The organism is Variovorax sp. GW822-FHT04A09 (genome assembly GCF_058801005.1).
Genome location: NZ_JBXAMV010000001.1, coordinates 1404931 through 1426620, shown reverse-complemented (window position 1 = coordinate 1426620; position 21690 = coordinate 1404931). Strand labels below are relative to the sequence as shown.

At 68.3% G+C, this 21690-nt stretch carries 20 protein-coding genes and 1 riboswitch; of the genes, 2 read left to right on the top strand and 18 right to left on the bottom strand.

All coding sequences use genetic code 11. The annotated features are described in order from the left end of the window. Positions 1 to 39 precede the first annotated feature (39 nt). The 13 genes from tolA to AC1RLW_RS06410 all read right to left on the bottom strand — a co-directional run bounded on the left by tolA (position 40) and on the right by AC1RLW_RS06410 (position 10715). Complete coding sequence (gene tolA, locus AC1RLW_RS06470; RefSeq protein ID WP_159277190.1) at positions 40 to 966, bottom strand: cell envelope integrity protein TolA; 927 nt, start codon at positions 964 to 966, stop codon at positions 40 to 42. Between the two features lie 3 nt (positions 967 to 969). After that, the gene (locus AC1RLW_RS06465) at positions 970 to 1407 is read right to left on the bottom strand and encodes an ExbD/TolR family protein (protein ID WP_492685484.1); all 438 of its coding nucleotides are present in this window, start codon (positions 1405 to 1407) and stop codon (positions 970 to 972) included. Between the two features lie 34 nt (positions 1408 to 1441). After that, the gene (gene tolQ, locus AC1RLW_RS06460) at positions 1442 to 2164 is read right to left on the bottom strand and encodes a protein TolQ (RefSeq protein ID WP_070060387.1); all 723 of its coding nucleotides are present in this window, start codon (positions 2162 to 2164) and stop codon (positions 1442 to 1444) included. Beyond that, entirely contained in the window at positions 2161 to 2619 is a 459-nt protein-coding gene (ybgC, locus tag AC1RLW_RS06455) for a tol-pal system-associated acyl-CoA thioesterase (RefSeq protein ID WP_062481580.1), read from the bottom strand. Before ybgC ends, tolQ begins: the two co-directional genes overlap by 4 nt. A 61-nt stretch (positions 2620 to 2680) precedes the next feature. Continuing rightward, entirely contained in the window at positions 2681 to 3868 is a 1188-nt protein-coding gene (locus AC1RLW_RS06450) for a pyridoxal phosphate-dependent aminotransferase (RefSeq protein ID WP_062481568.1), read from the bottom strand. Continuing rightward, entirely contained in the window at positions 3865 to 4395 is a 531-nt protein-coding gene (nusB, locus tag AC1RLW_RS06445) for a transcription antitermination factor NusB (RefSeq protein ID WP_062481565.1), read from the bottom strand. Before nusB ends, AC1RLW_RS06450 begins: the two co-directional genes overlap by 4 nt. Continuing rightward, positions 4392 to 4853 (bottom strand): 6,7-dimethyl-8-ribityllumazine synthase, encoded by a 462-nt coding sequence (ribH, locus tag AC1RLW_RS06440; protein ID WP_056582067.1) that lies wholly within the window; start codon positions 4851 to 4853, stop codon positions 4392 to 4394. The genes nusB and ribH overlap by 4 nt, the downstream gene beginning before the upstream one ends. A 6-nt stretch (positions 4854 to 4859) precedes the next feature. Beyond that, positions 4860 to 6014: a bifunctional 3,4-dihydroxy-2-butanone-4-phosphate synthase/GTP cyclohydrolase II gene (gene ribBA / locus AC1RLW_RS06435; protein WP_493192510.1), complete on the bottom strand. Its 1155-nt coding sequence runs from the start codon at positions 6012 to 6014 to the stop codon at positions 4860 to 4862. Beyond that, a complete protein-coding gene (locus AC1RLW_RS06430) occupies positions 6011 to 6673 on the bottom strand; it encodes a riboflavin synthase (protein ID WP_493192509.1) in 663 nt (220 codons plus the stop codon). The genes ribBA and AC1RLW_RS06430 overlap by 4 nt, the downstream gene beginning before the upstream one ends. Positions 6674 to 6759: 86 nt before the next feature. Next, positions 6760 to 7890 carry a bifunctional diaminohydroxyphosphoribosylaminopyrimidine deaminase/5-amino-6-(5-phosphoribosylamino)uracil reductase RibD gene (ribD, locus tag AC1RLW_RS06425; RefSeq protein ID WP_493192508.1) on the bottom strand — a complete coding sequence of 377 codons (1131 nt, stop codon included), beginning with the start codon at positions 7888 to 7890 and terminating at the stop codon, positions 6760 to 6762. Between the two features lie 28 nt (positions 7891 to 7918). Further along, positions 7919 to 8362 (bottom strand): transcriptional regulator NrdR, encoded by a 444-nt coding sequence (gene nrdR / locus AC1RLW_RS06420; protein WP_007836918.1) that lies wholly within the window; start codon positions 8360 to 8362, stop codon positions 7919 to 7921. 33 nt (positions 8363 to 8395) lie between these two features. After that, the gene (gene glyA, locus AC1RLW_RS06415; RefSeq protein ID WP_056582058.1) at positions 8396 to 9640 is read right to left on the bottom strand and encodes a serine hydroxymethyltransferase; all 1245 of its coding nucleotides are present in this window, start codon (positions 9638 to 9640) and stop codon (positions 8396 to 8398) included. A 38-nt stretch (positions 9641 to 9678) separates the two neighbouring features. Continuing rightward, positions 9679 to 9805: riboswitch (ZMP/ZTP riboswitch) on the bottom strand. A 49-nt stretch (positions 9806 to 9854) separates the two neighbouring features. Then, entirely contained in the window at positions 9855 to 10715 is an 861-nt protein-coding gene (locus tag AC1RLW_RS06410; RefSeq protein ID WP_062481551.1) for a lytic transglycosylase domain-containing protein, read from the bottom strand. A gap of 713 nt (positions 10716 to 11428) precedes the next feature. Between AC1RLW_RS06410 and AC1RLW_RS06405 the strand changes: the two genes are divergently transcribed. Beyond that, a complete protein-coding gene (locus AC1RLW_RS06405; RefSeq protein ID WP_493192507.1) occupies positions 11429 to 15250 on the top strand; it encodes a DUF748 domain-containing protein in 3822 nt (1273 codons plus the stop codon). Between the two features lie 188 nt (positions 15251 to 15438). After that, complete coding sequence (locus tag AC1RLW_RS06400) at positions 15439 to 18279, top strand: DUF349 domain-containing protein (RefSeq protein ID WP_493192506.1); 2841 nt, start codon at positions 15439 to 15441, stop codon at positions 18277 to 18279. A 72-nt stretch (positions 18280 to 18351) separates the two neighbouring features. Here the strand turns inward: AC1RLW_RS06400 and AC1RLW_RS06395 are convergent, their stop codons facing one another. From AC1RLW_RS06395 to AC1RLW_RS06375, 5 genes are all read right to left on the bottom strand, one after another. Then, the gene (locus AC1RLW_RS06395; protein WP_095745032.1) at positions 18352 to 18645 is read right to left on the bottom strand and encodes a GYD domain-containing protein; all 294 of its coding nucleotides are present in this window, start codon (positions 18643 to 18645) and stop codon (positions 18352 to 18354) included. 232 nt (positions 18646 to 18877) lie between these two features. Further along, on the bottom strand, positions 18878 to 19669 hold the full coding sequence (locus tag AC1RLW_RS06390) for a M90 family metallopeptidase (protein WP_493192505.1): 792 nt from the start codon (positions 19667 to 19669) through the stop codon (positions 18878 to 18880). 15 nt (positions 19670 to 19684) lie between these two features. Further along, entirely contained in the window at positions 19685 to 20461 is a 777-nt protein-coding gene (locus AC1RLW_RS06385; RefSeq protein ID WP_070060415.1) for a UDP-2,3-diacylglucosamine diphosphatase, read from the bottom strand. Between the two features lie 25 nt (positions 20462 to 20486). Further along, the gene (locus AC1RLW_RS06380) at positions 20487 to 20999 is read right to left on the bottom strand and encodes a peptidylprolyl isomerase (RefSeq protein WP_070060416.1); all 513 of its coding nucleotides are present in this window, start codon (positions 20997 to 20999) and stop codon (positions 20487 to 20489) included. Between the two features lie 27 nt (positions 21000 to 21026). After that, a complete protein-coding gene (locus AC1RLW_RS06375) occupies positions 21027 to 21623 on the bottom strand; it encodes a peptidylprolyl isomerase (protein ID WP_369632594.1) in 597 nt (198 codons plus the stop codon). Positions 21624 to 21690: the final 67 nt, after the last annotated feature.

The window sequence follows — 21690 nt, the reverse complement described above, 5'->3', positions numbered from 1 at the left end:
GTCGCTTGCAATCACCCACGATGTGGGTGATTGCGGGTGTCAACGCTTGGGCTTGAGCGTGACGATGAGCGACGGGAAGATGCGCCCGTCCGTGTCGCGCGGCAGCTTGTCGGTCTTGCGCAGGCCGCGCTCGGCCGCTTCGTCCCAGGCCGGCAGGCCGCTGGACTTGGCGAGCTTGACGCCGACGATGGTGCCGTCGGGTGCCAGCCGCACTTCGAACTCGGCCTCGGGGTTGCCGTTCACGCTGTCGGCATCGGGGAAGGTGATGTTCGGGCGGACGGCGGCGGCGATGCGGCCGGCATAGCCGCTGGACGGGCCGGACGAACGCTGGGCGTTGCCCTTGGCATCGTCGCTGCCGCTGGCGCCTGCCAGGCCCTGCATGCGCTTGAGCGTCGCAGCGCGGTCGGCGGCGGCCTGCTTGGCGGCTGCCTCCGCCTTCTTCGCTTCGGCCTGCTTGGCCTCGGCTTCCTGCTGCTTCTTCTGCTCGGCCAGCTTCTTCTGCTGCTCTTTCTTGCGCTCGGCTTCGTCTTCGGCGCGCTCCTTGGCCTCGAGCTCCTTCTTCTTTTGCTGCTGCACGCGCTGCTGCTCGAGCTCGCGCTCCTTCTGCGCCTTCTGTTCCTTGAGCTTCTTCTCGCGCTCCAGTGCGATGTCGGGCGCAGGGGCGGGCGCCGGCTCGGGCGGCTTGACGGCCGGGGGAGGCGGCGGGGGCGGAGCGGGTGCAGGCGGCGGTGGTGCGGGCACGGGGGCCGGCGGCTCCGGCACCGACAGGCGCGGGGCGGCCTGCATCACCGTGGTCGACCACAGCTCGGCATCGACCGCGCCGTCGTCGGCTTCGCTGCGCCAGCGCACGCCCCAGGTCAGGGCGGCGATCAGCAACGCGTGGGCAATGAGGGCAAGCGCAACCGCGCGGGGCGTGCCGCGTTGCGGCGGCGGCGCGAACTCGGGGCGATCCAGGGCGAGCGACATGCCTTATTTGCCGCCCGTGGTCGTGACCGACAGCCCCACGCGCTCGATGCCGTTGCGCTTGAGCTGGTTCATCGCCTTCACGACGGTTTCGTACTTCACCGACTTGTCGGCGCTGATGACCACGGGGCGCTGGGCGTCGCCGCCTTGCGCGGCCTTGGCCGCCGAGCCGATCTGCGTCATGGGGATCGACGCGCCGCCGGTGCCGGTGGACGGGTCTTTCTTGATCTGCACTTCGTCGTCGCTCTTGATGACGATCTCGATGGGCTTGTCCGGCTGCTTGTTGGCCCGATCGACCGTCGGCAGGTTGATCACGCTCGGCGTGATGAGCGGGGCCGTGACCATGAAGATGATCAGCAGCACCAGCATCACGTCGATGAACGGGACCATGTTGATCTCGTTGATCGTGCGGCGGCCGCGGCCCCGGGATGAAACGGCGGGCATGTCGTCGCGTCCTTTGTCTTGTGCGCGCCGCTCTTCAGCGGTTCGCGGCGGTGACCGAGGCGGCGGGCGTCACGGCGCCGGGGTTGGCCGAGAGGTTGCGCTGCAGGATGTTGGAGAACTCTTCGATGTAGGTCTCCAGGGCGATGGCGATCTTGTCGATCTCGCGCGCGAAGCGGTTGTAGCCGACCACCGCAGGGATGGCGGCGAACAGGCCGATGGCCGTGGCCACCAGCGCTTCGGCGATGCCGGGCGCCACGGTGGCCAGCGTCACCTGCGTGAGGGCGGCCAGGCCGGTGAAGGCATGCATGATCCCCCAGACCGTGCCGAAGAGGCCCACGTACGGCGACACCGAACCGACGGTGGCCAGGAACGACAGGTTCTGCTCGGCCGCATCGAGTTCGCGCTGGAAGCTCGCGCGCATGGCGCGGCGGGCGCCGTCGAGCAGTGTGGCCGCGTCGGTCACGTGGCGCTCGCGCAGCTTCTGGTACTCGCGCATGCCGGAGGCAAAGATGCGCTCCATGGGGCCGGCGAACTTGGCGTTCTGCGCCGCCGAGGCGAACAGCTCGTTCAGGCTGGTGCCCGACCAGAACTCGCGCTCGAAGTCGTCGTTGAGCACGCGGATGCGCTTGAGGGCGAAGTACTTGCGGATGATGGCGGCCCAGCTGGCGACCGACACGATCACCAGCAGCAGCACGACCAGTTGCACCACGAAGCTGGCGTGGAGCAGGAGATTGATGATGGAGAGATCTTGGTTCATGGCTTGAAAGGTTGAGTCATGGAGCCGCTGGAGTGCTCGAGGGTTCCCGAAACTTGGGCCGGAATGCGCGCAGGGCGCAAGGTGGCGGCGTCCACCCAGCCGATGCGGATCGTGCCTTCGCAAAGCAAGACCGGTGCCGCGGCCCCGGTGCGTTCTTGCTCTGTTTTTGATAGCACGCGCTGACCGATTATCAACGACGCCGTGCCCAGTTGCCGCAGCTCGGCTGTAACCAGCAGTTCGTCGTCCAGCCGCGAGGGCCGATGGTATTTGAGCTGCGTTTCGCTCACCACGAACTGGCCGCCGGTGGCTTCCTTGAGCTTGCGCTGCTCGACGCCCAGGGAGCGCAGCCACTCGGTGCGACCGCGCTCCATGAACTTCAGGTAGTTGGCGTAGAACACGATGCCACCCGCATCGGTGTCTTCCCAGTAGACGCGGATCGGAAACTCGAAAGTCACTTGCATGCCTCCGTGCTTCGCACTGCGGCGCGAGCTTGCTTGGGGCGGCCCGGCGCTACGCTCATTGGGCGATCATGGCCCGCAGGCGCTCGACCGATTCCTGCAGGTGCGCCATCGAACTGGCGGTGGAGAAGCGCACGAACTTCGCGGTCTCGGCGGTGCCGAAGTCGCGGCCCGGCGTCACGGCGAGGTGGGCGCGCTTCATGGTCTCGAAGGCGAAGTCCCAGCTGCCCGAGATGCCGAGCTTGTCGGCCACGCTCGTGCAGTCGGCCCAGGCGTAGAAGGCGCCGTCGGGCACCACGGGCACGTTCAGGCCCAGGGCGTTCAGTTGCGGAATGAACCAGTCGCGGCGCGCCTTGAACTCGGCGCGGCGGCGTTCGTACTCGGCGATGCTCTCGGCCTCGAAGCAGGCCAGCGCGGCGTACTGCGACACCGTGCTCGCGCAGATGAAGAGGTTCTGCGCCAGGCGCTCGACCACCGGCACCAGCACTTCGGGCACCACCAGCCAGCCCAGGCGCCAGCCGGTCATGTTGAAGTACTTGCTGAAGCTGTTGATGCTGATGACGTTGTCGTCGATGGCCAGTGCCGTCTGCCCGAACGCATCGTCGTACGACAGGCCCAGGTAGATCTCGTCGATCAGCGTGATGCCGCCGCGCTGCGACACCACCTCGTGGATGCGACGCAGCTCGTCGGGCGCGATCGAGGTGCCGGTCGGGTTCGAGGGCGAGGCCAGCAGCACGCCGCGGGTCTTGTCGGTCCAGGCGGCCTCGACCTTGGCGGCGGTGAGCTGGAAGCGCTCCTCGGCCGTGGTCGGCACCAGCACGGCCTTGCCGTCCGCTGCGCTCACGAAGTGGCGGTTGCAGGGGTAGCTCGGGTCGGGCATCAGGATCTCGTCGCCCGATTCGATCAGCGCGAGGCAGGCCAACTGCAGCGCGGCCGAGGCACCGGCCGTGACGACGATGCGGCGCGCCGGCACGTCGACGTTGAAGCGCTGCTTGTACCAGCCGCTGATGCGTTCGCGCAGGTGGTCCAGGCCGGTGGCCTGCGTGTACTGCGTGGCGCCGGCGCGCACGGCGCGGGCGGCGGCTTCCTGCACCAGGGGCGGGGCGGTGAAGTCGGGCTCGCCGATGTTCAGGAAGATCATCGGACGGTCGGTGTGGGCCACTTCGCGGGCCAGCACCCCAGCGGCTTTCGCCACCTCCATCACGTAAAACGGTTCGATGCGCTGCGCGCGCGTCGAGATCCTCATGGGCGCGCCTTGCCGGTGGCCCGGTCGGCTTCCACTTCGAGCGGACGCAGCTGCGGTGCCAGGCCGTTGAGCACGGCGTTCACGTACTTGTGGCCGTCGGTGCCGCCGAATTCCTTGGCGAGTTCGATGCACTCGTTGAGCACCACGCGCCACGGCACGTCGGGGCAGTTCTGGAACTCGTACACGCCAATCCACATCACGGCGTGCTCGATGGGCGAGATTTCGGCGAACTTGCGGTCCAGCAGCGGCAGGATCAGCGCGTCGAGCTGCTCGGCGCCGTTGATCGAGCCGTGCAGCAGCGCGTCGTAGTGCGCCGCGTCGGCCTTGTGGAAGCCCGCGAGGTCGCGCGTGAAGTGGTCGATGTCGGTCGGGTCGTTGCGGCCCACCAGGTGCTGGTAGAGCGCCTGCAGCGCGAACTCGCGCGCGCGGCTGCGGTTCGACTTGGCCGCGGCCTTGCGTGCGCCCGTGCTGGTGAGGCCGGTGCGCGACTGGCGGGGCTTGGCGGACTTGGAGGTGTCTTCGGTCATGAAAGGGTGGCCAGCAGTTGTGCCATCTCGACCGCCACCTGGGCTGCGTCGCGGCCCTTGTCGGTCTGGCGGGCGACGGCCTGTTCGAGGTTTTCGGTCGTGAGGATCGCGTTGGCGATGGGCAGGCGGTAGTCGAGCGCGACGCGGCTCACGCTCGCGCCCGATTCGTTGGCCACCAGTTCGAAGTGGTAGGTCTCGCCGCGGATGATGCAGCCCAGCGCCACGAGCGCGTGGTAGCCGCCGCGCTCGGCGAGCGCCTGCAGCGCCACGGGCACTTCGAGCGCACCGGGCACCTGCACGTGATGGATGTCGGACGCGGCCACGCCGAGCGCCTCGAGCTCCGACAGGCAGGCCGCGGCCAGTGCGTCGGTGATGTCGGCGTTGAAGCGCGCCTGCACGATGCCGATGCGCAGGCCTTTGCCGTTGAGCGTGATCTCGCCCTTGTTGGAACCTTGCATGGTCGTTCAGTCTTTCGTGAGGTAACCGGCGATCTCGAGGCCAAAGCCGGCGGCCATGCTCGGCATGCGACGCGGCGCGCCGAGCAGGTTCATCTTGTGCACGCCGCATTCGCGCAGGATCTGCGCGCCGATGCCGTAGTTGCGCAGGTCCATGCGACCGCGCTCGGGCGCTTGCGCGGGGCGCGCGGTGCCGTCGAACTGCGCGAGCAGCTCGGCCGCGGTTTCGCCGCAGTTCAGCAGCACGGCCACGCCCTTGCCTTCGTTCGCGATGTGCGAGAGGCTGGCGTCCAGGCTCCAAGAGTGCATCGGGCGGTTGACTTCGAGCGCGTCGAGCACCGACAGCGGCTCGTGCACGCGCACCGACACCGTCTCTTCGGGGGGCCACTGGCCGCGCACCAGTGCCAGGTGCACGCCGCGGCTGGGCTTGTCGACGAAGGCGTGGGCGGTGAAGGTGCCCCAGTTGGTCTGGATTTCGCGGCAGCCGACTTTTTCGACCAGCGATTCGACACGGCTGCGGTGCTCGATGAGCGCGGCGATGGTGCCGATCTTGATGCCGTGTTCGGCCGCGAAGATCTGCAGGTCGGGCAGGCGGGCCATCGTGCCGTCTTCGTTCATCACTTCACAGATCACCGAGGCGGGCGAGCAGCCGGCCATGGCGGCGAGGTCGCAGCCGGCTTCGGTGTGGCCGGCGCGCATGAGCACGCCGCCGTCCACCGCCTGCAGCGGGAAGATGTGGCCGGGCTGCACCAGGTCGGCGGCCACGGCGTTGCGCGCCACGGCGGCCTGCACGGTGCGGGCGCGGTCGGCGGCCGAGATGCCGGTGGTCACGCCTTCGGCTGCCTCGATGGAGACGGTGAAGGCGGTGGAATGCTTGGCGCCGTTGCGCTGGACCATCGGCGGCAGCTGCAGCCGCTCGCACATCTCGCGCGAGAGCGTGAGGCAGATCAGGCCGCGCGCGTGGCGGGCCATGAAGTTGATGGATTCGGCGGTGATGTGGTCGGCGGCGATGACGATGTCGCCTTCGTTCTCGCGGTCTTCCTCGTCCACGAGGATGACCATGCGGCCGGCGGCCAGCTCGGCCACGATGTCTTCGACCGGGGAGATCGGTGCGGGTGCACGGTCGGCGCGCGGGGCGCCGATCGGCGTGACGGAGGCGTTCATTTCGAAGTGTCCTTGGGAGACGTAGGAGAGGGTGTGAGCATGCCGGCCTGAAGCATGCGCTCCACGTAGCGCGCCACGGTGTCGATTTCGAGGTTGACCTTCGAGCCGGCCTTCAGGCCGCCGAGGGAGGTGTTTTCCACGGTGTGCGGGATCAGGTTGATGCTGACCTCGGCACCCTCGGCGATGTCGCTCACGCCGTTGACCGTGAGGCTCACGCCGTTGATGGTGATCGAGCCCTTGTAGGCCAGGAAGCGGGCGAGGGCGGGCGGTGCGACCACGCGCAGCTCCCAGCTTTCGCCGACCGGCGCGAAGAAGCTCACGTGGCCGATGCCGTCCACGTGGCCCGAGACGATGTGGCCGCCGAGGCGGTCGCTCGCGCGCAAGGCCTTCTCGAGGTTGATGCGGCTGCCTTCGTCGGTCAGGCCGGCCGTCTTGTCGAGGGACTCCGCGGAAATGTCGATGGTGAATTGCCCGCGTTCAGGTGCGAGCGTGGTGACCGTCATGCAGGCGCCGTTGAGCGCGATGCTGTCGCCGAGCCCGACGTCGTCGAGGTAGCCGTCGGGCACCTCGATGCTGAGTCGCTTGCCGTAGGAGGAGGAGGTGCCGAGGTCGTGGATGGCGGCGATGCGCCCCACGCCGGTGATGATTCCGGTGAACATTTCCACATTTTCGCAGACATCGAGGGGTCTTCGGCCCGAAGGGCCGGTTTGCGGCTGCGAATGTGCCGCGCCGCGTGGGCGGCGGCTCAGAAGCGGTCGCGGCCGGCGACGCGCGCGACGATGCGCAGGTCGGGCCCCAGCATGTCCACCGACTTGAATTCGAGCGGCAGCGCACCCGCCAGCGAGGTGAGCGGGCCCTCGGCATGCAGGTGGCTGGCGATGTCGAGCCCGCTGCCGATCAGCTTGGGCGCCAGGTACACCAGCAGTTCGTCCACGCAGCCTTCGCGCAGCAGCGAGCCGTTGAGCTTGTGGCCCGATTCGACGTGCAGTTCGTTGACGCCGCGCGCCGCGAGGTCCTGAAGCATCGCGGGCAGGTCGACCTTGCCGTGCAGGTTGGGCAGGCAGGTGATGGTGGCGCCGCGGGCTTCGAGCGCGGCCGCCTTTTCTTCGTTGTGCCGGCTGGCAGCGTAGATCCAGACGGCGCGGCCAGCTATGAAAATGTGAGCGTCGGGCGAGGTCTGGAGGTGGCTGTCGACCACCACGAGGTGGGGCTGGCGCGGCGTGTCGACCAGGCGCACGTCCAGCCGCGGGTTGTCTTCGAGCAGCGTGCCGACGCCGGTCAGCACCGCGCCGGTGCGGGCCCGCCAGGCGTGGCCGTCGGCGCGCGCGGCCTCGCCGGTGATCCACTGGCTCACGCCGTTGTGCAGGCCGGTGCGGCCGTCGATCGAGGCCGCAATCTTCATTCGAACCCAAGGCTGCTGGCGGATCATGCGGCTGAAGAAGCCGATGTTGAGCTCGCGGGATTCGTTGGCGCCCGGTCCGACTTCGACCTCGACGCCCGCCGCACGTAGGCGCGCGAAGCCCTGTCCCGCCACGAGCGGGTTCGGGTCGGCGAGCGAGGCCACGACGCGGCGCACGCCGGCGGCGATCAGTGCGTCGCAGCAGGGGCCGGTGCGGCCGTGGTGCGAGCAGGGTTCGAGCGTGACGTAGGCGGTGGCGCCCGCAGTCGAATGGCCTTGGGCTTGCGCGTCGCGCAGCGCCATCACCTCGGCATGCGGGCCGCCGGCTTGTTGCGTGTGGCCCTGGCCGATCACGCGGCCGTCGGCGTCGCACAGCACGCAGCCGACGCGCGGGTTCGGGTCGGTCAGGCGGATCGCGGAGGCGGCGAGCCGCAGAGCGGTCGCGATGTGGGAGGCGTCGTGTCGGGAAGAGGACATGGCGGGTTCGTTCACGCCTTCTCGGGGGTCAGATGTCGCGCAGCAGCTGCCGGAACTCGTCCACGTCCTCGAAGCTGCGGTACACCGAGGCAAAGCGCACGTAGGCGACCTTGTCGAGTTTCTTGAGTTCGCGCATCACGAGTTCGCCGACCTTCGTCGAATCGATTTCGCGCAGGCCGCTGGCCAGCAGCTTCTGTTCGATGCGCAGCAGGGCGTTGTCGATCTGCTCGATGCTCACGGGCCGCTTGCGCAGCGCCAGCATCATCGAGGCGCGCACCTTGGTCGAGTCGAAGTCGGCGCGGCTGCCATCCTTCTTGACCACGACGGGGAAGTTGACGTCGGGGCGCTCATACGTGGTGAAGCGCTTGTCGCAGGCGCTGCACTGGCGGCGCCTGCGGACGAAGTCGGCGTCTTCCGAAACGCGGGTCTCGACGACCTGCGTTTCGAGATGACCGCAAAAAGGGCATTTCATGCGGCCAGTGCTTCTCTTCTTCTATTTACGAAATCAACGGTAGACAGGGAAGCGGCTCGTCAAGGCGTGGACCTTGGCGCGCACTGCGTCGATGTTCGCCGCATCGCGCGGGTTCTCGAGCACGTCGGCCACCAGGTTTGCCGTGATGCGGGCCTCTTCGTCCTTGAAGCCGCGCGTGGTCATGGCGGGGGTGCCGATGCGCACGCCGCTGGTGACCATCGGCTTTTCCGGGTCGTTGGGGATCGCGTTCTTGTTGATCGTCATGTGGGCGGCGCCCAGCACGGCTTCGGCTTCCTTGCCAGTGATGCCCTTGGAACGCAGGTCGACCAGCATGACGTGGCTTTCGGTGCGTCCGCTCACGATGCGCAGGCCGCGCGAGGTGAGGGTGTCGGCCACGATCTGGGCGTTCTTGACCACCTGTTGCTGGTAGGCCTTGAACTCGGGCGTCAGGGCTTCCTTGAACGCGACGGCCTTGGCGGCGATCACGTGCATCAGCGGGCCGCCTTGCAGGCCGGGGAAGATGGCGCTGTTGATCGCCTTCTCGTGCTGCGACTTCATCAGGATGATGCCGCCGCGCGGGCCGCGCAGGCTCTTGTGCGTGGTCGAGGTCACGATGTCGGCGTGCGGCACCGGGTTGGGGTACACGCCCGCGGCCACGAGGCCGGCGTAGTGGGCGATGTCGACCATGAAGATCGCGCCGACGTCCTTGGCCACCTTGGCGAAGCGCTCGAAGTCGATGTGCAGCGAATAAGCCGAGGCGCCCGCGATGATCAGCTTGGGCATGTGCTCATGCGCCTTGCGTTCCATCGCGTCGTAGTCGATGGCTTCGTTGGCGTCCAGGCCGTAGCTCACCACGTTGAACCACTTGCCGCTCATGTTGAGAGGCATGCCGTGGGTCAGGTGGCCGCCTTCGGCCAGGCTCATGCCCATGATGGTGTCGCCGGGCTTCAGGAAGGCGAGCATCACGGCTTCGTTGGCCGAGGCACCGCAGTGCGGCTGCACGTTGGCGGCGTCGGCGCCGAAGATCTGCTTGACGCGGTCGATGGCCAGTTGCTCGGCCACGTCGACGTGCTCGCAGCCGCCGTAGTAGCGCTTGCCCGGGTAGCCTTCGGCGTACTTGTTGGTGAGCTGCGAGCCCTGGGCCTGCATGACGGCCGGCGAGGCGTAGTTCTCGCTGGCGATCAGCTCGATGTGATGTTCCTGGCGCGCGTTTTCGGCTTGAATCGCGGCCCAGATTTCGGGATCGGTCTGTTCGACCAGGATATTGCGTTGGTACATGGCAGTCCTTTGAAGACGAGGTCCTTGTTCAACCAAACAAGGGCTGCCCAGGCGAACGGCTGAACGCCTGTTGTGGCCAGGCGGCACGCTTCCCAGTGGTATTCCACGTCAGCGCGTGGCACCTTTTTCAGGGTGCTGCGCCTATCGCCAGTCGCGTACAGGCCGAGTGTAGCGCAGGCCCGCACGCATCCGGGCCGGGAGGGCCGGCAAGGCCTCAGGAAACTGCGGAGAGCAGGGCGACCTTGGCCGGTTCGCTGCCGGTGGCGGGCTCTTCGCCTGCAGGCTTGGCCGGTGCCACGACCGGAATCGGCTGTGCGCGCGCCGTGGTCGGCGGCGGCACGACCATCGTCGACGGCGCACGGCCGGCGGCGACCTGGCGCAGGCGCTCGTGTTCGGCCAGCACCTTGGCGGCATAGCCGCCGTCGTCGTCGAGGTTGGCGGCGCCCACGTAGTAGCGCAGGCCGCCTTCGAGCGAGCCGGCGCGGGCGATGCATTCCTGCAGCACCTTCACGCCGACGCGCATGTTGGTCACGGGGTCGAAGGCGGTGAGCGTGCCGCCCGCGCTTTCGTACTTGTCGCCGTGAACGCGGGTCATGACCTGCATCAGGCCCTGGGCGCCGACGTGGCTTTGCGCGAACGGGTTGAAGCTGGACTCGATGGCCATGATGGCCAGGATCAGCGTCGGGTCGAGCTTGGTGCGCTTGCCGATCTGGTAGGCCTCGGAGACCAGCACGCTCAGCGGCTCGGCCGCGACGCGGTACTTCTTGCTGAGCCAGTAGGCCACCGCCGCCTGCTGCTTGGGCAACTCGTCGGGGCTTGCGGCCGTGGTGCGCTCGATGGCGGTCGGTTCCAGGTCGGTGGGTTCGGGCGCGGGCTTGCGCGACTGCAGCCAGCCCATCAGTTGTTCCTCGCCGGTCTTGCGCAGGTCGGGGCGCGCCACGAGGGCGAGGGCCGCGAACACGATGGCCAGGCCGACCAACGCAAACCCGTTGTGGGTGATTTCAAAAAAGCCGTCTGCCACATCGGACACGAAGGTCCGTAGCCCGCGGGCTGTGGCATCAAACGCCTTGCTCATCGCTTTTTTCCTTTCTGTGCGGCACCTGGCATGCAGCGCCTGAAAGGGCGGTGGATGAAGGCAGCGGCGCTTGGATTGGTATGTACGAATCAGGCTCCGCGCATGGAGGGTGTGTGGGGTAGGGAGCGCGGCGGCCTGATCACGCCGGTGGAATTCGGCAGCGGATTCAGGGAGGCCCTGCTGCGTCCGGCAGCAAGGGCAGGCGGGATTCTATCGTGGCTAAATACACGGTCAAGCATAAGGATTTGGTTTCATATGTTAATAAATGCTTGAAGAATCCCCTCGTTCGAGGGGGCTCCAGGGGGAGCTGGCCTACGGGAAATCCCTTGGAAAAAGGGATTTGCAAAGGAAGGGTGGGACGCCTAATCTGGACGGGCCTGAGGTTTCAGGCGTTTTTCCGAAGTCAGGCAGTCCGAGGTGCAAGTCAAGGACTCGAACGATGGAGGACTCCACGGCGGCAATCTCTTGCTGCCAGCACGGCGGGAACCATTACTTCCGGTCGCGCGAATCGATGGCATGGGTTTTGAGCCCGCCATCAAGCCCGGTGACAAGACACTTCGTCGACTCACCGGGCTTTCTTGTTTGTGGGGCTCACACTTTCGGCCTACCGATCCTGTCGAGGGGCGCGCGGGCATCGCAATGCCTCGCCAAAAGGGAACGCATTCACGTTTTCGCAGACTTTGTTGGCATCTGTTTGCGGCACACTTCTGCGGATGGATGCTGCTTCGATCAAACAGAACAAATGGGTGCGGCGTGGGGTTGTCGCGTTGCTGGTGGTGTTGGCCCTGTGGGTCATCGCGTGGCTGGCGGTGCCGCCGATTGCCAAGAGCCAGCTCCAGAAGATCGCGAGCGAAAAGCTGGGCCGGCAGGTTACCGTCGGCAAGATCGACTTCAAGCCCTGGACGCTCGAGCTCGCACTGAATGACCTGCGCATCGCCACCGCCGACGGCAAGCAGCCGCAGGTGGCCATCAAGCGCATCTATGCCGACGCCGAACTGCAATCGCTGTTCCGCCTTGCGCCGGTGATCGACGCGGTGACGGTCGAGGCGCCCGCGGTGCTGCTCACGCACCTGGCCGACGGCAAGTACGACATCGACGACATCCTGGCCAAGCTGGCCTCGGGCCCGCCGCCCGATCCGAAGGCCGAGCCCGCGCGCTTCGCGATCTACAACATCTCGATCAAGGACGGCGCGGTCGACTTCGACGACCAGACCGTGAAGCGCCGGCACGAGTTGCGCGGCTTCATGCTGAACGTGCCGTTCCTGAGCAACCTCGCCTCCAAGCGCGAGATCAAGACCGAGCCCAAGCTGGCTTTTGCGCTCAACGGCAGCCAGTTCGACTCGGCCGCCTTCACGACCCCGTTCGCGCAAAGCCGCAAGACCGACGCCCACGTGCAGTTCAAGGGGCTCGACCTCGTGCCCTACCTGGGCTACATCCCCGGCGGCCTGCCGGTGAAGCTGCAGGCCGGCAGCCTGGATGCCGACCTGAAGATCGATTTCCAGCAGACCAACACCATCGGCCTGAAGATCACGGGCACGGTCGAGGCCCATGGCGCCAAGCTGGGCGACGCGCGCGGGCGCGACCTGCTGGGCTTCGACTCGCTCAAGCTGGCGCTGGCCGACGTGCGACCGCTGGAGTCGGTGTTCCACCTGAGCGAGGTCGCGCTGGCCAAGCCGCAGCTGGTGGTGGCGCGCGACGCCGCCGGCCAGCTCAACCTGATGGCCACCGACCCGGCGACCGGCGCGGCCGAAAAGGCGGCGCCGCTGCCCGCGCCCGCCGCCAGCGCCCCGGGCGGCAATCCGGCCGCCGAGAAGCCCAAGCTCAAGGTGCAGGTCGACAAGATCGCGCTCGACGGCGGCCGTGTCGGCTGGCGCGACGAAACCGTCAAGCCCGCCGCAGCTATCGACCTCACCGACCTCGGCATCAACCTCACGGCCGTCACCTGGCCCATGGAAAAGCCCGCGCAGTTCGACGGCAGCACCACCGTCGCGGGCGCCACGCTGAAGTTCAAGGGCAACGCCACCGACAAGGTCGCCGACGTGCAGACCGAGGTCGAGGCGCTGCCGCTGTCGCTGGCCGCGCCGTACCTGGCGCAGAGCCTGGAGCCCACGCTCGACGGCAAGCTCAGCGGCCAGATCGACGTGTCCTGGGCCCAGCCCGACCTGAAGTTCAAGGCGCGCCGCCTGGCCGCCGACGGCCTGGCGCTGACCCAGGCCAAGACCGCGCTGGCCAGCGTCGGGCGCTTCGAACTGGTCGACGCCGAGGTCGACATGACCAGGCACACCTTGAACATCGCGTCATTCACCGCGACCAACCCCAAGGTGAGCGTCGAGCGCGACAACGAGAAGCGCTGGATGTTCGAGCGCTGGCTGAAGACCCCGGCCGGCGGCGCCAAGGTGGCGGCGCCCAAGCCGGCCGACGCCGGCGCGGCGCGCCCCAATAGCGCCAACACCAAGCCCTGGGCGCTGACGCTGGGCACGCTGGCGGTCGACAACGGCAGCCTGTCCTATGCGGACAAGGCCGGCTCGGCGCCGGTGGCGATCGAGGTCACGGCCTTCAAGCTGCTGGCCCAGAAGATCGCACCCGATACGAACACCGTCTCGCCGCTGCAGGTGTCGGGTCGCATCGGCGCGGGCCGCCGCGCGGACCCGGGGCGCTTCGACTACAAGGGCAACATCGTGCTCAAGCCGCTGGCGGCCGAGGGGCGGCTCGAGGTGGCGTCCTTCCCGGCGCATGCCTTCAAGGCCTATTACGCCGACGCGCTCAATGTGGACATCCGCCGCGCCTTCGCGAACTACCGCGGCACGGTGCGCTACGCGAGCGCGCCGGCCGGCATGAGCCTGAAGCTGGCCGGCGACACCGCGCTGGACGACTTCCGCGCCAACAGCGTCTCGCTGACCCAGTCGCCGGGCTTCGACCGCAACAACAGCCAGCTGTTGAGCTGGAAGACCCTGAGCCTGCGCGGCCTGCAGGTCAGCCTCGCACCCAACGCGGCCCCGACGGTGGACGTGCGCGAAACCACGCTGACCGATTTCTTCGCTCGCGTGATCGTCGACCCCACCGGCCGCCTGAACCTGCTGAGCCTGACCAAGAAGGGCGAGGAAGCCTCGAAGGCCGCCGCGGCCGCCGCCACCGAAGCCAGCACCAGGAAGGGCCCGGGTGGCACGACCACCACGACCCGCGCGCCGGCCGCCTCGGCACCGCAGCGGGCTTCGGGCGGTGCGCCGGTGTCGGCCGAAGCCATGGTCGGCGGCGCGCCCGAGCCTGCGCCGGCTGCGTCCGCACCCGTCGTGGCTGCCGCGCCGGCGGCCGACAGCGGCCCGGCACCGGTCATCAACTTCGGTCCGATGAGCCTGGTCAACGGCAAGATCGACTTCACCGACCTGTTCGTCAAGCCCAACTACTCGGCCGACCTGAGCGAGCTGACCGGCAAGCTCAGTTCCTTCTCGTCGAACCCGCCGAACGGGCAGGGCGGCCGGCCGGCGCTGGCCGACCTCGAGTTGCGCGGCAAGGCGCAGCAGACCGCGGCGCTGGAAATCACCGGCAAGCTCAACCCGCTGGCCAAGCCGCTCGAGCTCGACATCACGGCCAAGATGCGCGACCTCGACCTCGCGCCGCTGTCGCCGTACTCGGTGCGCTACGCGGGCCACGGCATCGAGCGCGGCAAGATGAGCATGGACGTCAATTACAAGATCGCGCCCGACGGCCAGCTCACCGCCACCAACAAGCTGGTGCTCAACCAGCTGAAGTTCGGCGACGAGGTGGCCGGTGCGCCCAACAGCCTGCCGGTGCGCCTGGCCGTGACCCTGCTGGCCGACCGCAACGGCGTGATCGACGTCGACCTGCCGCTGCGCGGCTCGCTCAACGACCCGCAGTTCAGCATCGGCCCGCTGATCTTCAAGGCGGTGGTCAACCTGATCGTCAAGGCCGTGACCGCGCCGTTCAGCCTGCTGACCGGCGGCCTGGGCGGTGGCGGCAGCGGCGACTCGAGCGCCATCACCTTCGAGCCTGGCAGTTCCACGCTCAGCAGCGGCGCGAAAGAAAGCCTGGACAAGGTCGTGAAGGCCCTGACCGAGCGGCCGACGCTGCAGATGACGGTGGTGGGTACCTCCAGCCTCGAGAAGGAGCGCGACGCCTACCAGCGCCAGCGCCTGCGCCAGCTGACCCAGGCCGAGAAGCGCCGCGTCGCCGTGCGCGGCGGCCAGACCGGCACCGAGGTGGCGCCGGTGACCGATGCCGAATACCCGGAGCTGCTCACGGCCGTCTACAAGCGCTCCGACATCACCAAGCCGCGCAACATGGTCGGCCTGGCCAAGGACCTGCCGGTGAAGGAAATGGAAAACCTGTTGCTGGCCAGCGTGCCGGTCGACGAGGAATCGATGCGCCAACTCGCCGTCGAGCGTGGCGCCGTGGTGCGCGACTACCTGCTGGCGCAGAAGCTGCCGAGCGAGCGCCTGTTCCTGGGGGCCGTGCGCACCACGGCCAGCGGCAACGACTGGAAGCCCGGCGCCGAGCTGAGCTTGACCATGAAATAGCCGGCGGGGCTTGGCTTTCGCCTCGCCTTGCCATATATCTTGCGGGCCCTTTTCAACCCGCTGAACGGTGCGCGCCGCAGTTCCGACACGGAATTCGGCGGGCTGTTCGCCAACTGGGTGAAAATGTCGATGTGCGCCGGCCTTTGCCGGCGCCTTCGCTTTCTCTACCAAGACAACGATTTCGCGCAGTGACCTCTACTTCTTCCAAGCCACACGACCTCCAGGCCCTCGACACGCTCACCGGCGGCGCCTTCACCGCGCCGACCTCGGGCGAGCGCGCCGCGCGCATCCGCGACTGGCTCGCGGGCAACCCTTCGTCCGAGCAGATGCAAGAGGTCTTCAAGGAGTTGAGCGGCCGCGACAAGGGCGCCGCGCGCCTGCTGCGCGAAAAGCTCGACGAAATCAAACGCGCCAAGGGCCAGGAAGCCATCGCCGCCGAATGGGCGCAGAAGGCCGAAACGCTGCTGGCGCAGTCCAAGCTCAACATCGCCGACGCACTGGCCTGGCAGCGTGACGCCGCCAAGGCCGGCGCGCCGCTGTCGCGCGAACCGCTGGCCGGGCTGAAGGCCCAGTTGGCCGAGCGCGTCAAGGGCATCGAAGACCTGCAGCACCGCGCGCAGGTCCACCGCGAAGCCGCCGTCTTGCTGGCGCAGCGCTTCGAAGTGCTGTCCACCAAGGGCTGGAAGGACGCCCAGGCCGCCGAGGAATCGCTGCGCGCCGACGTGACCCACTGGCAGCAGCAGGCCGCCGACATCGTGGCCGATGCCAACTGGAACAGCCTCGACGCCAAGTTCGCCCCCCAGCTCGAAGCTTCCAAGTCGCAGCTGCTCGTGGTGTCCGATTCGTTCCACGGCGCGCTGGCGCAGGCCGTGGCCGCAGCGGCCGATGCCGCCGCGCCACTGCCGCCGGTGCCCGTCTGGGCCGACGAACTGCGCGCCGCACGCGGCGAAGTGGTGGCGCCCAAGCCCGCCGCGCCCGCCCGTCCCGCCGCACCCAAGGTCGACCCGGCCGTGCGCGCCGCGGCGCAAGACGCCGTGCAGGCCGCCCTCGCCAAGCTCGAACAAGAAACCGCCGAAGGCCACGGCAAGGCCAGTGCCGGCGCCGCCGCTGCGCTGCGCGCCGTGCTCAAGGAACACGGCAAGCTGGTCGACGCGCCGCTCGAAGCCCGCGTGCATGCCGCACTGGTCGCCGCCGGCGAACTCGAAGGCTGGCAGCGCTGGAGCGCCGACAAGGTGCGCGAAGACCTCGTCGCCAAGGCCGAAGGCCTGCTCAAGCGCCCCGAAGGCCAAGCCCTTGGTGGCCGCAAGATGCAGGAAACCCTGCGCGCCCTGCGCGACCAGTGGAAGCAGGCCGACCAGGGCGGCGTGCCGAACCACGCGCTGTGGAAGCGTTTCGACGAAGCCTGCAACGAAGCCCACAAGGTGGTCGAGGCCTGGCTCGAGAAGGTGCGCGCCGATGCCGCCGAGCACCGCGCCCTGCGCGTCGCGCTGATCGAAGAGGTCAAGGCCTGGGCCGCCGCCCATGCCGGCGCCACCGACCTGAAGGCGCACAACCGCGCGCTGCACCAGTTCGCCGACCGCTGGCGCGATGCCGGCCACGTGGGCGAGAAGGTGTTTGCCGAGCTGCAACCGCTGTGGAATGAAGCCTTCGGCGCCGCCCGTGCCCCGTTCGAAACCGCGCAGAAGGCCAGCGTCGAACGCCGCCAGGCCATGATCGCCGAGGCCACCGAGCTGGGCGCCCAGCCGATGCTGCGCATCGACGCCGTGAAGGCGCTGCAGCAGCGCTGGCAGCACGAGGCGCAGAGCGTGCCGCTCGATCGCCGCCACGAACAGAAGCTGTGGGACGCGTTCCGCGCACCCATCGACGAAGCCTTCAACCGCAAGACGGTCGAGCGCGAAAAGGCATCGGCCGCCATGAGCGAGCACGACCGCCATGTGCTCGATGCGTCCAAGGCGCTCGACGCGGCCAATGCCGGCGGCGACGCACAGAAGATCCGCGCCGCCATTGCCGGCCTCGAAGCTGCACTGCGCGGTGAAGTGCCCGCTCCGGCACCCGCCACCACGAGTGACGGCCCCTCGGTCGGCGCGACAGGTGTCGAAGCCCCCGGCCAGGCCGCCGCCGAGTTCGGCGAAAGCGCCGAGCAGACGCCGGGTTCGAGCGATGCCGAAGCCACGCCGTCCGCACCCGCGGCAGCAGTGGCCGACGCGCCCGACCTGGTCGCTCCCGCAGACGGCGCCGATGCTTCGGCCCGCAGCGACAGCGCCGCGCACGAAGCAGGTGAAGCCGCAAGCGTCGCACCGGCCGCGCCGCCGAAGCCCGCACCCAAGCCCGTGGTCGCCATGCGTGGCGACGACCGGCCGAGCAGCAAGAAGGCCGAAGCCGCACCGGCCGCTCGCGGCACGGGTCGCTTCGGTGATCGCCGCGACGGTGGCCGTCCCGGTGCCGGCGGCCCCGGCCGCCCGAACGACCGTGGCGGCCCACGTCCCGATGCCCGTGGTGGCGATCGCGGCGCACCGGGCGGTGGCCGTTTCGGCGACCGTCCGCCGCGCGAAGACCGCGGTCCGCGCTTGGGTGATGCCGCCTTCCGCGCGCAGCGCGAGGCGCTCGAGCGTGCCGACATGGCGCTGCGCAAGCTGGCCGCGCAGGCCCACGGCGAAGCGCTCACGCAGGTGCTCGGCGCCTGGGAGCAGCGCGATGCCGCGCGCCTGCCGAGCGTGCAGGAACTCGGCCGTGCCGTGACGCCGGCCGTGCGCACCCAGTGGTCGCAAGCCGTGGGCGCCGCACCGACGGCCGCCGCGGGCGATGCCGCCGAAGCGCTGCTGCGTCTGGAGATGGCCGCCGAAGTGCCGACGCCCGCCGAGCAACTCGACGCACGCCGCGCGCTGCAGCTCAAGCTGCTGACGAAGCGTGGCGATCCGACGCCGGCCCAGACCTGGGGTCAGGACGCCGGCAAGGTGCTCGCCGCCGCGCACGACGCCGCCACTGCGCGCCGTCTGCAGAACGCACTGAAGGCCTTGTTGCGCAAGTAAGGCGCCAGCGCGCATTCACGAGAAGGAGCCCGCCGCGTGCGGGCTTTTTCATGCGTGTCGATCCGTCCCGGCTCAAGGCAATTTGGCCAGGATCTTGTCCATTTCTCCGGCGGTATAGGCGCGCAGGGAGCGCGTGCGCACATTGCCCTGCATGGCGATGGCCAGACTGAATGCACAGAGCGCCTGCTCGTCCTCGGACTCCAGCACGCAGACCACATCGCAGTCGCCCATGGTCCAGAAGATCTCGCGCATGTTGACGCCGAGCTTCTGGGCGGTTTCCTTGGCGGCGGCAGCGCGTTTGGTGGTTTCCTTGACGCTCTGGATGCCCTTGTCCGTGAAGCTCAGCATGCCGATATAGGTCACCATTTTCTGCTCCTGTGTTGTTATCCGCGGGGGACGAATCACATGAAGCAACGCCGCCCCCGATGGCGACGCTCCAGGTCATCGGGCGCGCAGCGGTGCTGTGGAGGGCGATGGCCGCAGCGATGCTACGCCTGGGGCCTGCAAAGGCAAGGCGCTCCCGATCAGCGCCTACTCAGGACGAGGTATGCGGACCGCGATCGCGCGCGCAAGCAAGGAAACCAGATGTGAGGGGCGGTCAGGCCTGCGCAGGCCGAAAGAACGCATCGAAGAGAGCCAGCACCGCCGGGAAGTCCCGAGCGAAGTTCGGCCGGTTCACGAAGTAGGCCTCGCAGGCCACCGCGAAGAACTCGCTGATCGAGGTCGCACCGTAATCGTCGAGCCAGGGCGGCTCGGCGCCGAAGCGTTCGGCGAGGATGGTCTTTTCGCGGAAGTCGTCGTAGGCCGGCTGCAGCACGGCCATCCAGGCCGCACGCGCCTCGCGCGCGCTGCTTCGGCCCATGAAGCCGGCCGGCAGCGGCGGGCAGCCGTCGGCGATGCCGTTGCGCATGTCGATCTTGTGGGCGAACTCGTGGATCACGACGTTGTAGCCGCCCTCGCTGCTGACGCTGCTCGCGAGCACGTCCTGCCAGCTGAGCATCACGGGGCCCTGGTCCATCGCCTCGCCGGCGACGACCTCTTCGTATTCGTGCACGACCAGCGCGTCATCGACGACCTTGCGCGGCGCCACCACTTCGGAGGGGTGCACCACGATGCCGACGAAATCGTCGTACCAGTCGAGCCCGTCCTTCAGGTGCAGCACCGGCAGCACGGCCTGCGCCGCGATGGCCAGCGCCACCTCGTCGGTGATGACGAAGCCCTGCGTGCCGTGAAATTCCTTGTCCCGCAGGAACTCGGCCGCGAGCGTGCGCAGTTGTTGCTGCTGCGCGGGCGGCAATTCGCCCAGGAAGGCGTAGCGCGTGAGCGTGGCGCGCCAGGCGGCGTCGGGAATCGGGGGCAGGGTGCGCAGCCGGCGCAGCCACTTGAACATCGGCGTTCGGTGTGCTTACCGCAGGTCGACGCGCTGCGCGCCGGCGGCCGACAGGCACAGCAGCTGCGCGCGCGGCGGGTGCGCGGCGGCGTCCCAATCGCTCAGCACGATGCGACGCAGGCCGTGGCCCAGGTCGTGGACGGCGGGGCGGTGGGTGTGGCCATGGATCAGCGCGCTGGCGCCCGCGTGCTGCAGCCATTGGCGGGCAGCGTCGGCGTCCACGTCGGCCCAGAGGGTCGAGGGATCGCGCTTGCGGTCTTCGCTCTGTGCACGGATGGCGCGGGCGAGGGCGCGGCGCTCTTCCAGCGGGCGCGCGAGGAACGCGGCCTGCCATTCGGGCGTGCGCACCTGGGCGCGAAACTGGAGGTAGTCGGTGTCTTCGAGGCAGAGCGCGTCGCCATGGCTCAGCAGCCAGCGTTCGCCGTGCAACACCAGCACCGTGGGGTCGTCGAGCAGCGTCAGGCCGCATTGCGCGGCAAAGGCCTTGCCGACGAGGAAGTCGCGGTTGCCGTGCATGAAGAACACCGGCATGCGCTGTGCGGTGCGCTGCAGCAGCTCGGCGCACTGTGCCTCGAAGCCGGGCTGGGCGGCGGCATCGTCGCCCACCCACACCTCGAACAGGTCGCCGAGGATGACCAGCGCATCGGCAGGCGTGGTCTGCAGGTAGCCCTGCCAGGCCTCGAAGGTGGCCAGCTCGCTGGCCTGCAGGTGCAGGTCGGAAATCAGGTCGACGGTGCGCCACGCGGGCGGCGCCACCAGCTCGGAGAAAGCCGGGTTCGCCACCGGGGTCATGCCGCTGCGCCGTGCCTGAGGTGCATCACTCGACAGTGACGACTGCCTTTTCGATCACGACGTCCTCGAGGGGCACGTCGTCATGGAAGCCCTTGCGGCCCGTCTTCACGGCCTTGATCTTGTCGACGACATCGGTGCCGCCCGTGACCTTGCCGAACACCGCGTAGCCCCAGCCCTGGGCAGAGGGGGCGGTGTGGTTCAGGAAGCCGTTGTCGGCCACGTTGATGAAGAACTGGGCGGTGGCCGAGTGCGGTGCGCTCGTGCGGGCCATGGCCACGGTGTAGTTGGCGTTCTTGAGGCCGTTGTTGGCTTCGTTCTCGATCTCGGCGCCGGTGGGCTTTTGCTTCATGCCGGGCTCGAAACCGCCGCCTTGCACCATGAAGCCGGGGATCACGCGGTGGAACACCGTGTTGTCGTAATGGCCCTTCTTCACGTACTCGATGAAGTTGGCGGTCGACTTCGGTGCCTTCACGCCGTCGAGTTCGAGCGTGATGACGCCGTAGTTCTTGATGTGCAGTTCGACTTGGGGGTTGCTCATGAGTTAGCTCCTTCTTCGGAAACGGGATTACTTCGCCAGCGTGGCGGACTTGATGGTGAGGGTTTCGACGGGCACGTTCTGCATGCCGCCCTTGTTGCCGGTCTGCACGGCGCGGATCTTGTCGACCACGTCGGTGCCGGCGACAACCTTGCCGAACACGGTGTAGCCGTAGCCGTCGGGGTTGGGTGCGTTGAGCGAGTCGTTGTTCTTCACGTTGATGAAGAACTGCGAGGTGGCCGAATTGGGGTTGCCGGTGCGGGCCATCGCGATCGTGTACTTGTCGTTCTTCAGGCCGTTGTTGGCCTCGAGCGGGATCGGCGGGCGCGTGGGCTTTTGCTGCAGGTCGGCCGTGAAGCCGCCGCCCTGGATCATGAAGCCGTCGATGACGCGGTGGAACACCGTGCCGTCGTAGTGCTTGTCCTTGACGTACTGCAGGAAGTTTTCGACCGTCTTGGGGGCCTTGGCCGCATCGAGCTCGACCACGATGTCGCCCGCCGAGGTGGCGAGCTTGACGCGCGGCGCGGCCTGCTGGGCGTGCGCGCCGGCGGCGACGCCGAAGGCCAGGGCCGCGGCCAGTGCGAGGGCGCCGCGGCGGCTGAAACGGGAAAGTGCAGAGGTCGTCAAATGAGGCTCCGTGTGCGGGTGGAGGGGAGGGCGGTGGGCCTGCGATGGCGCAGGTTGGGAGGCAACT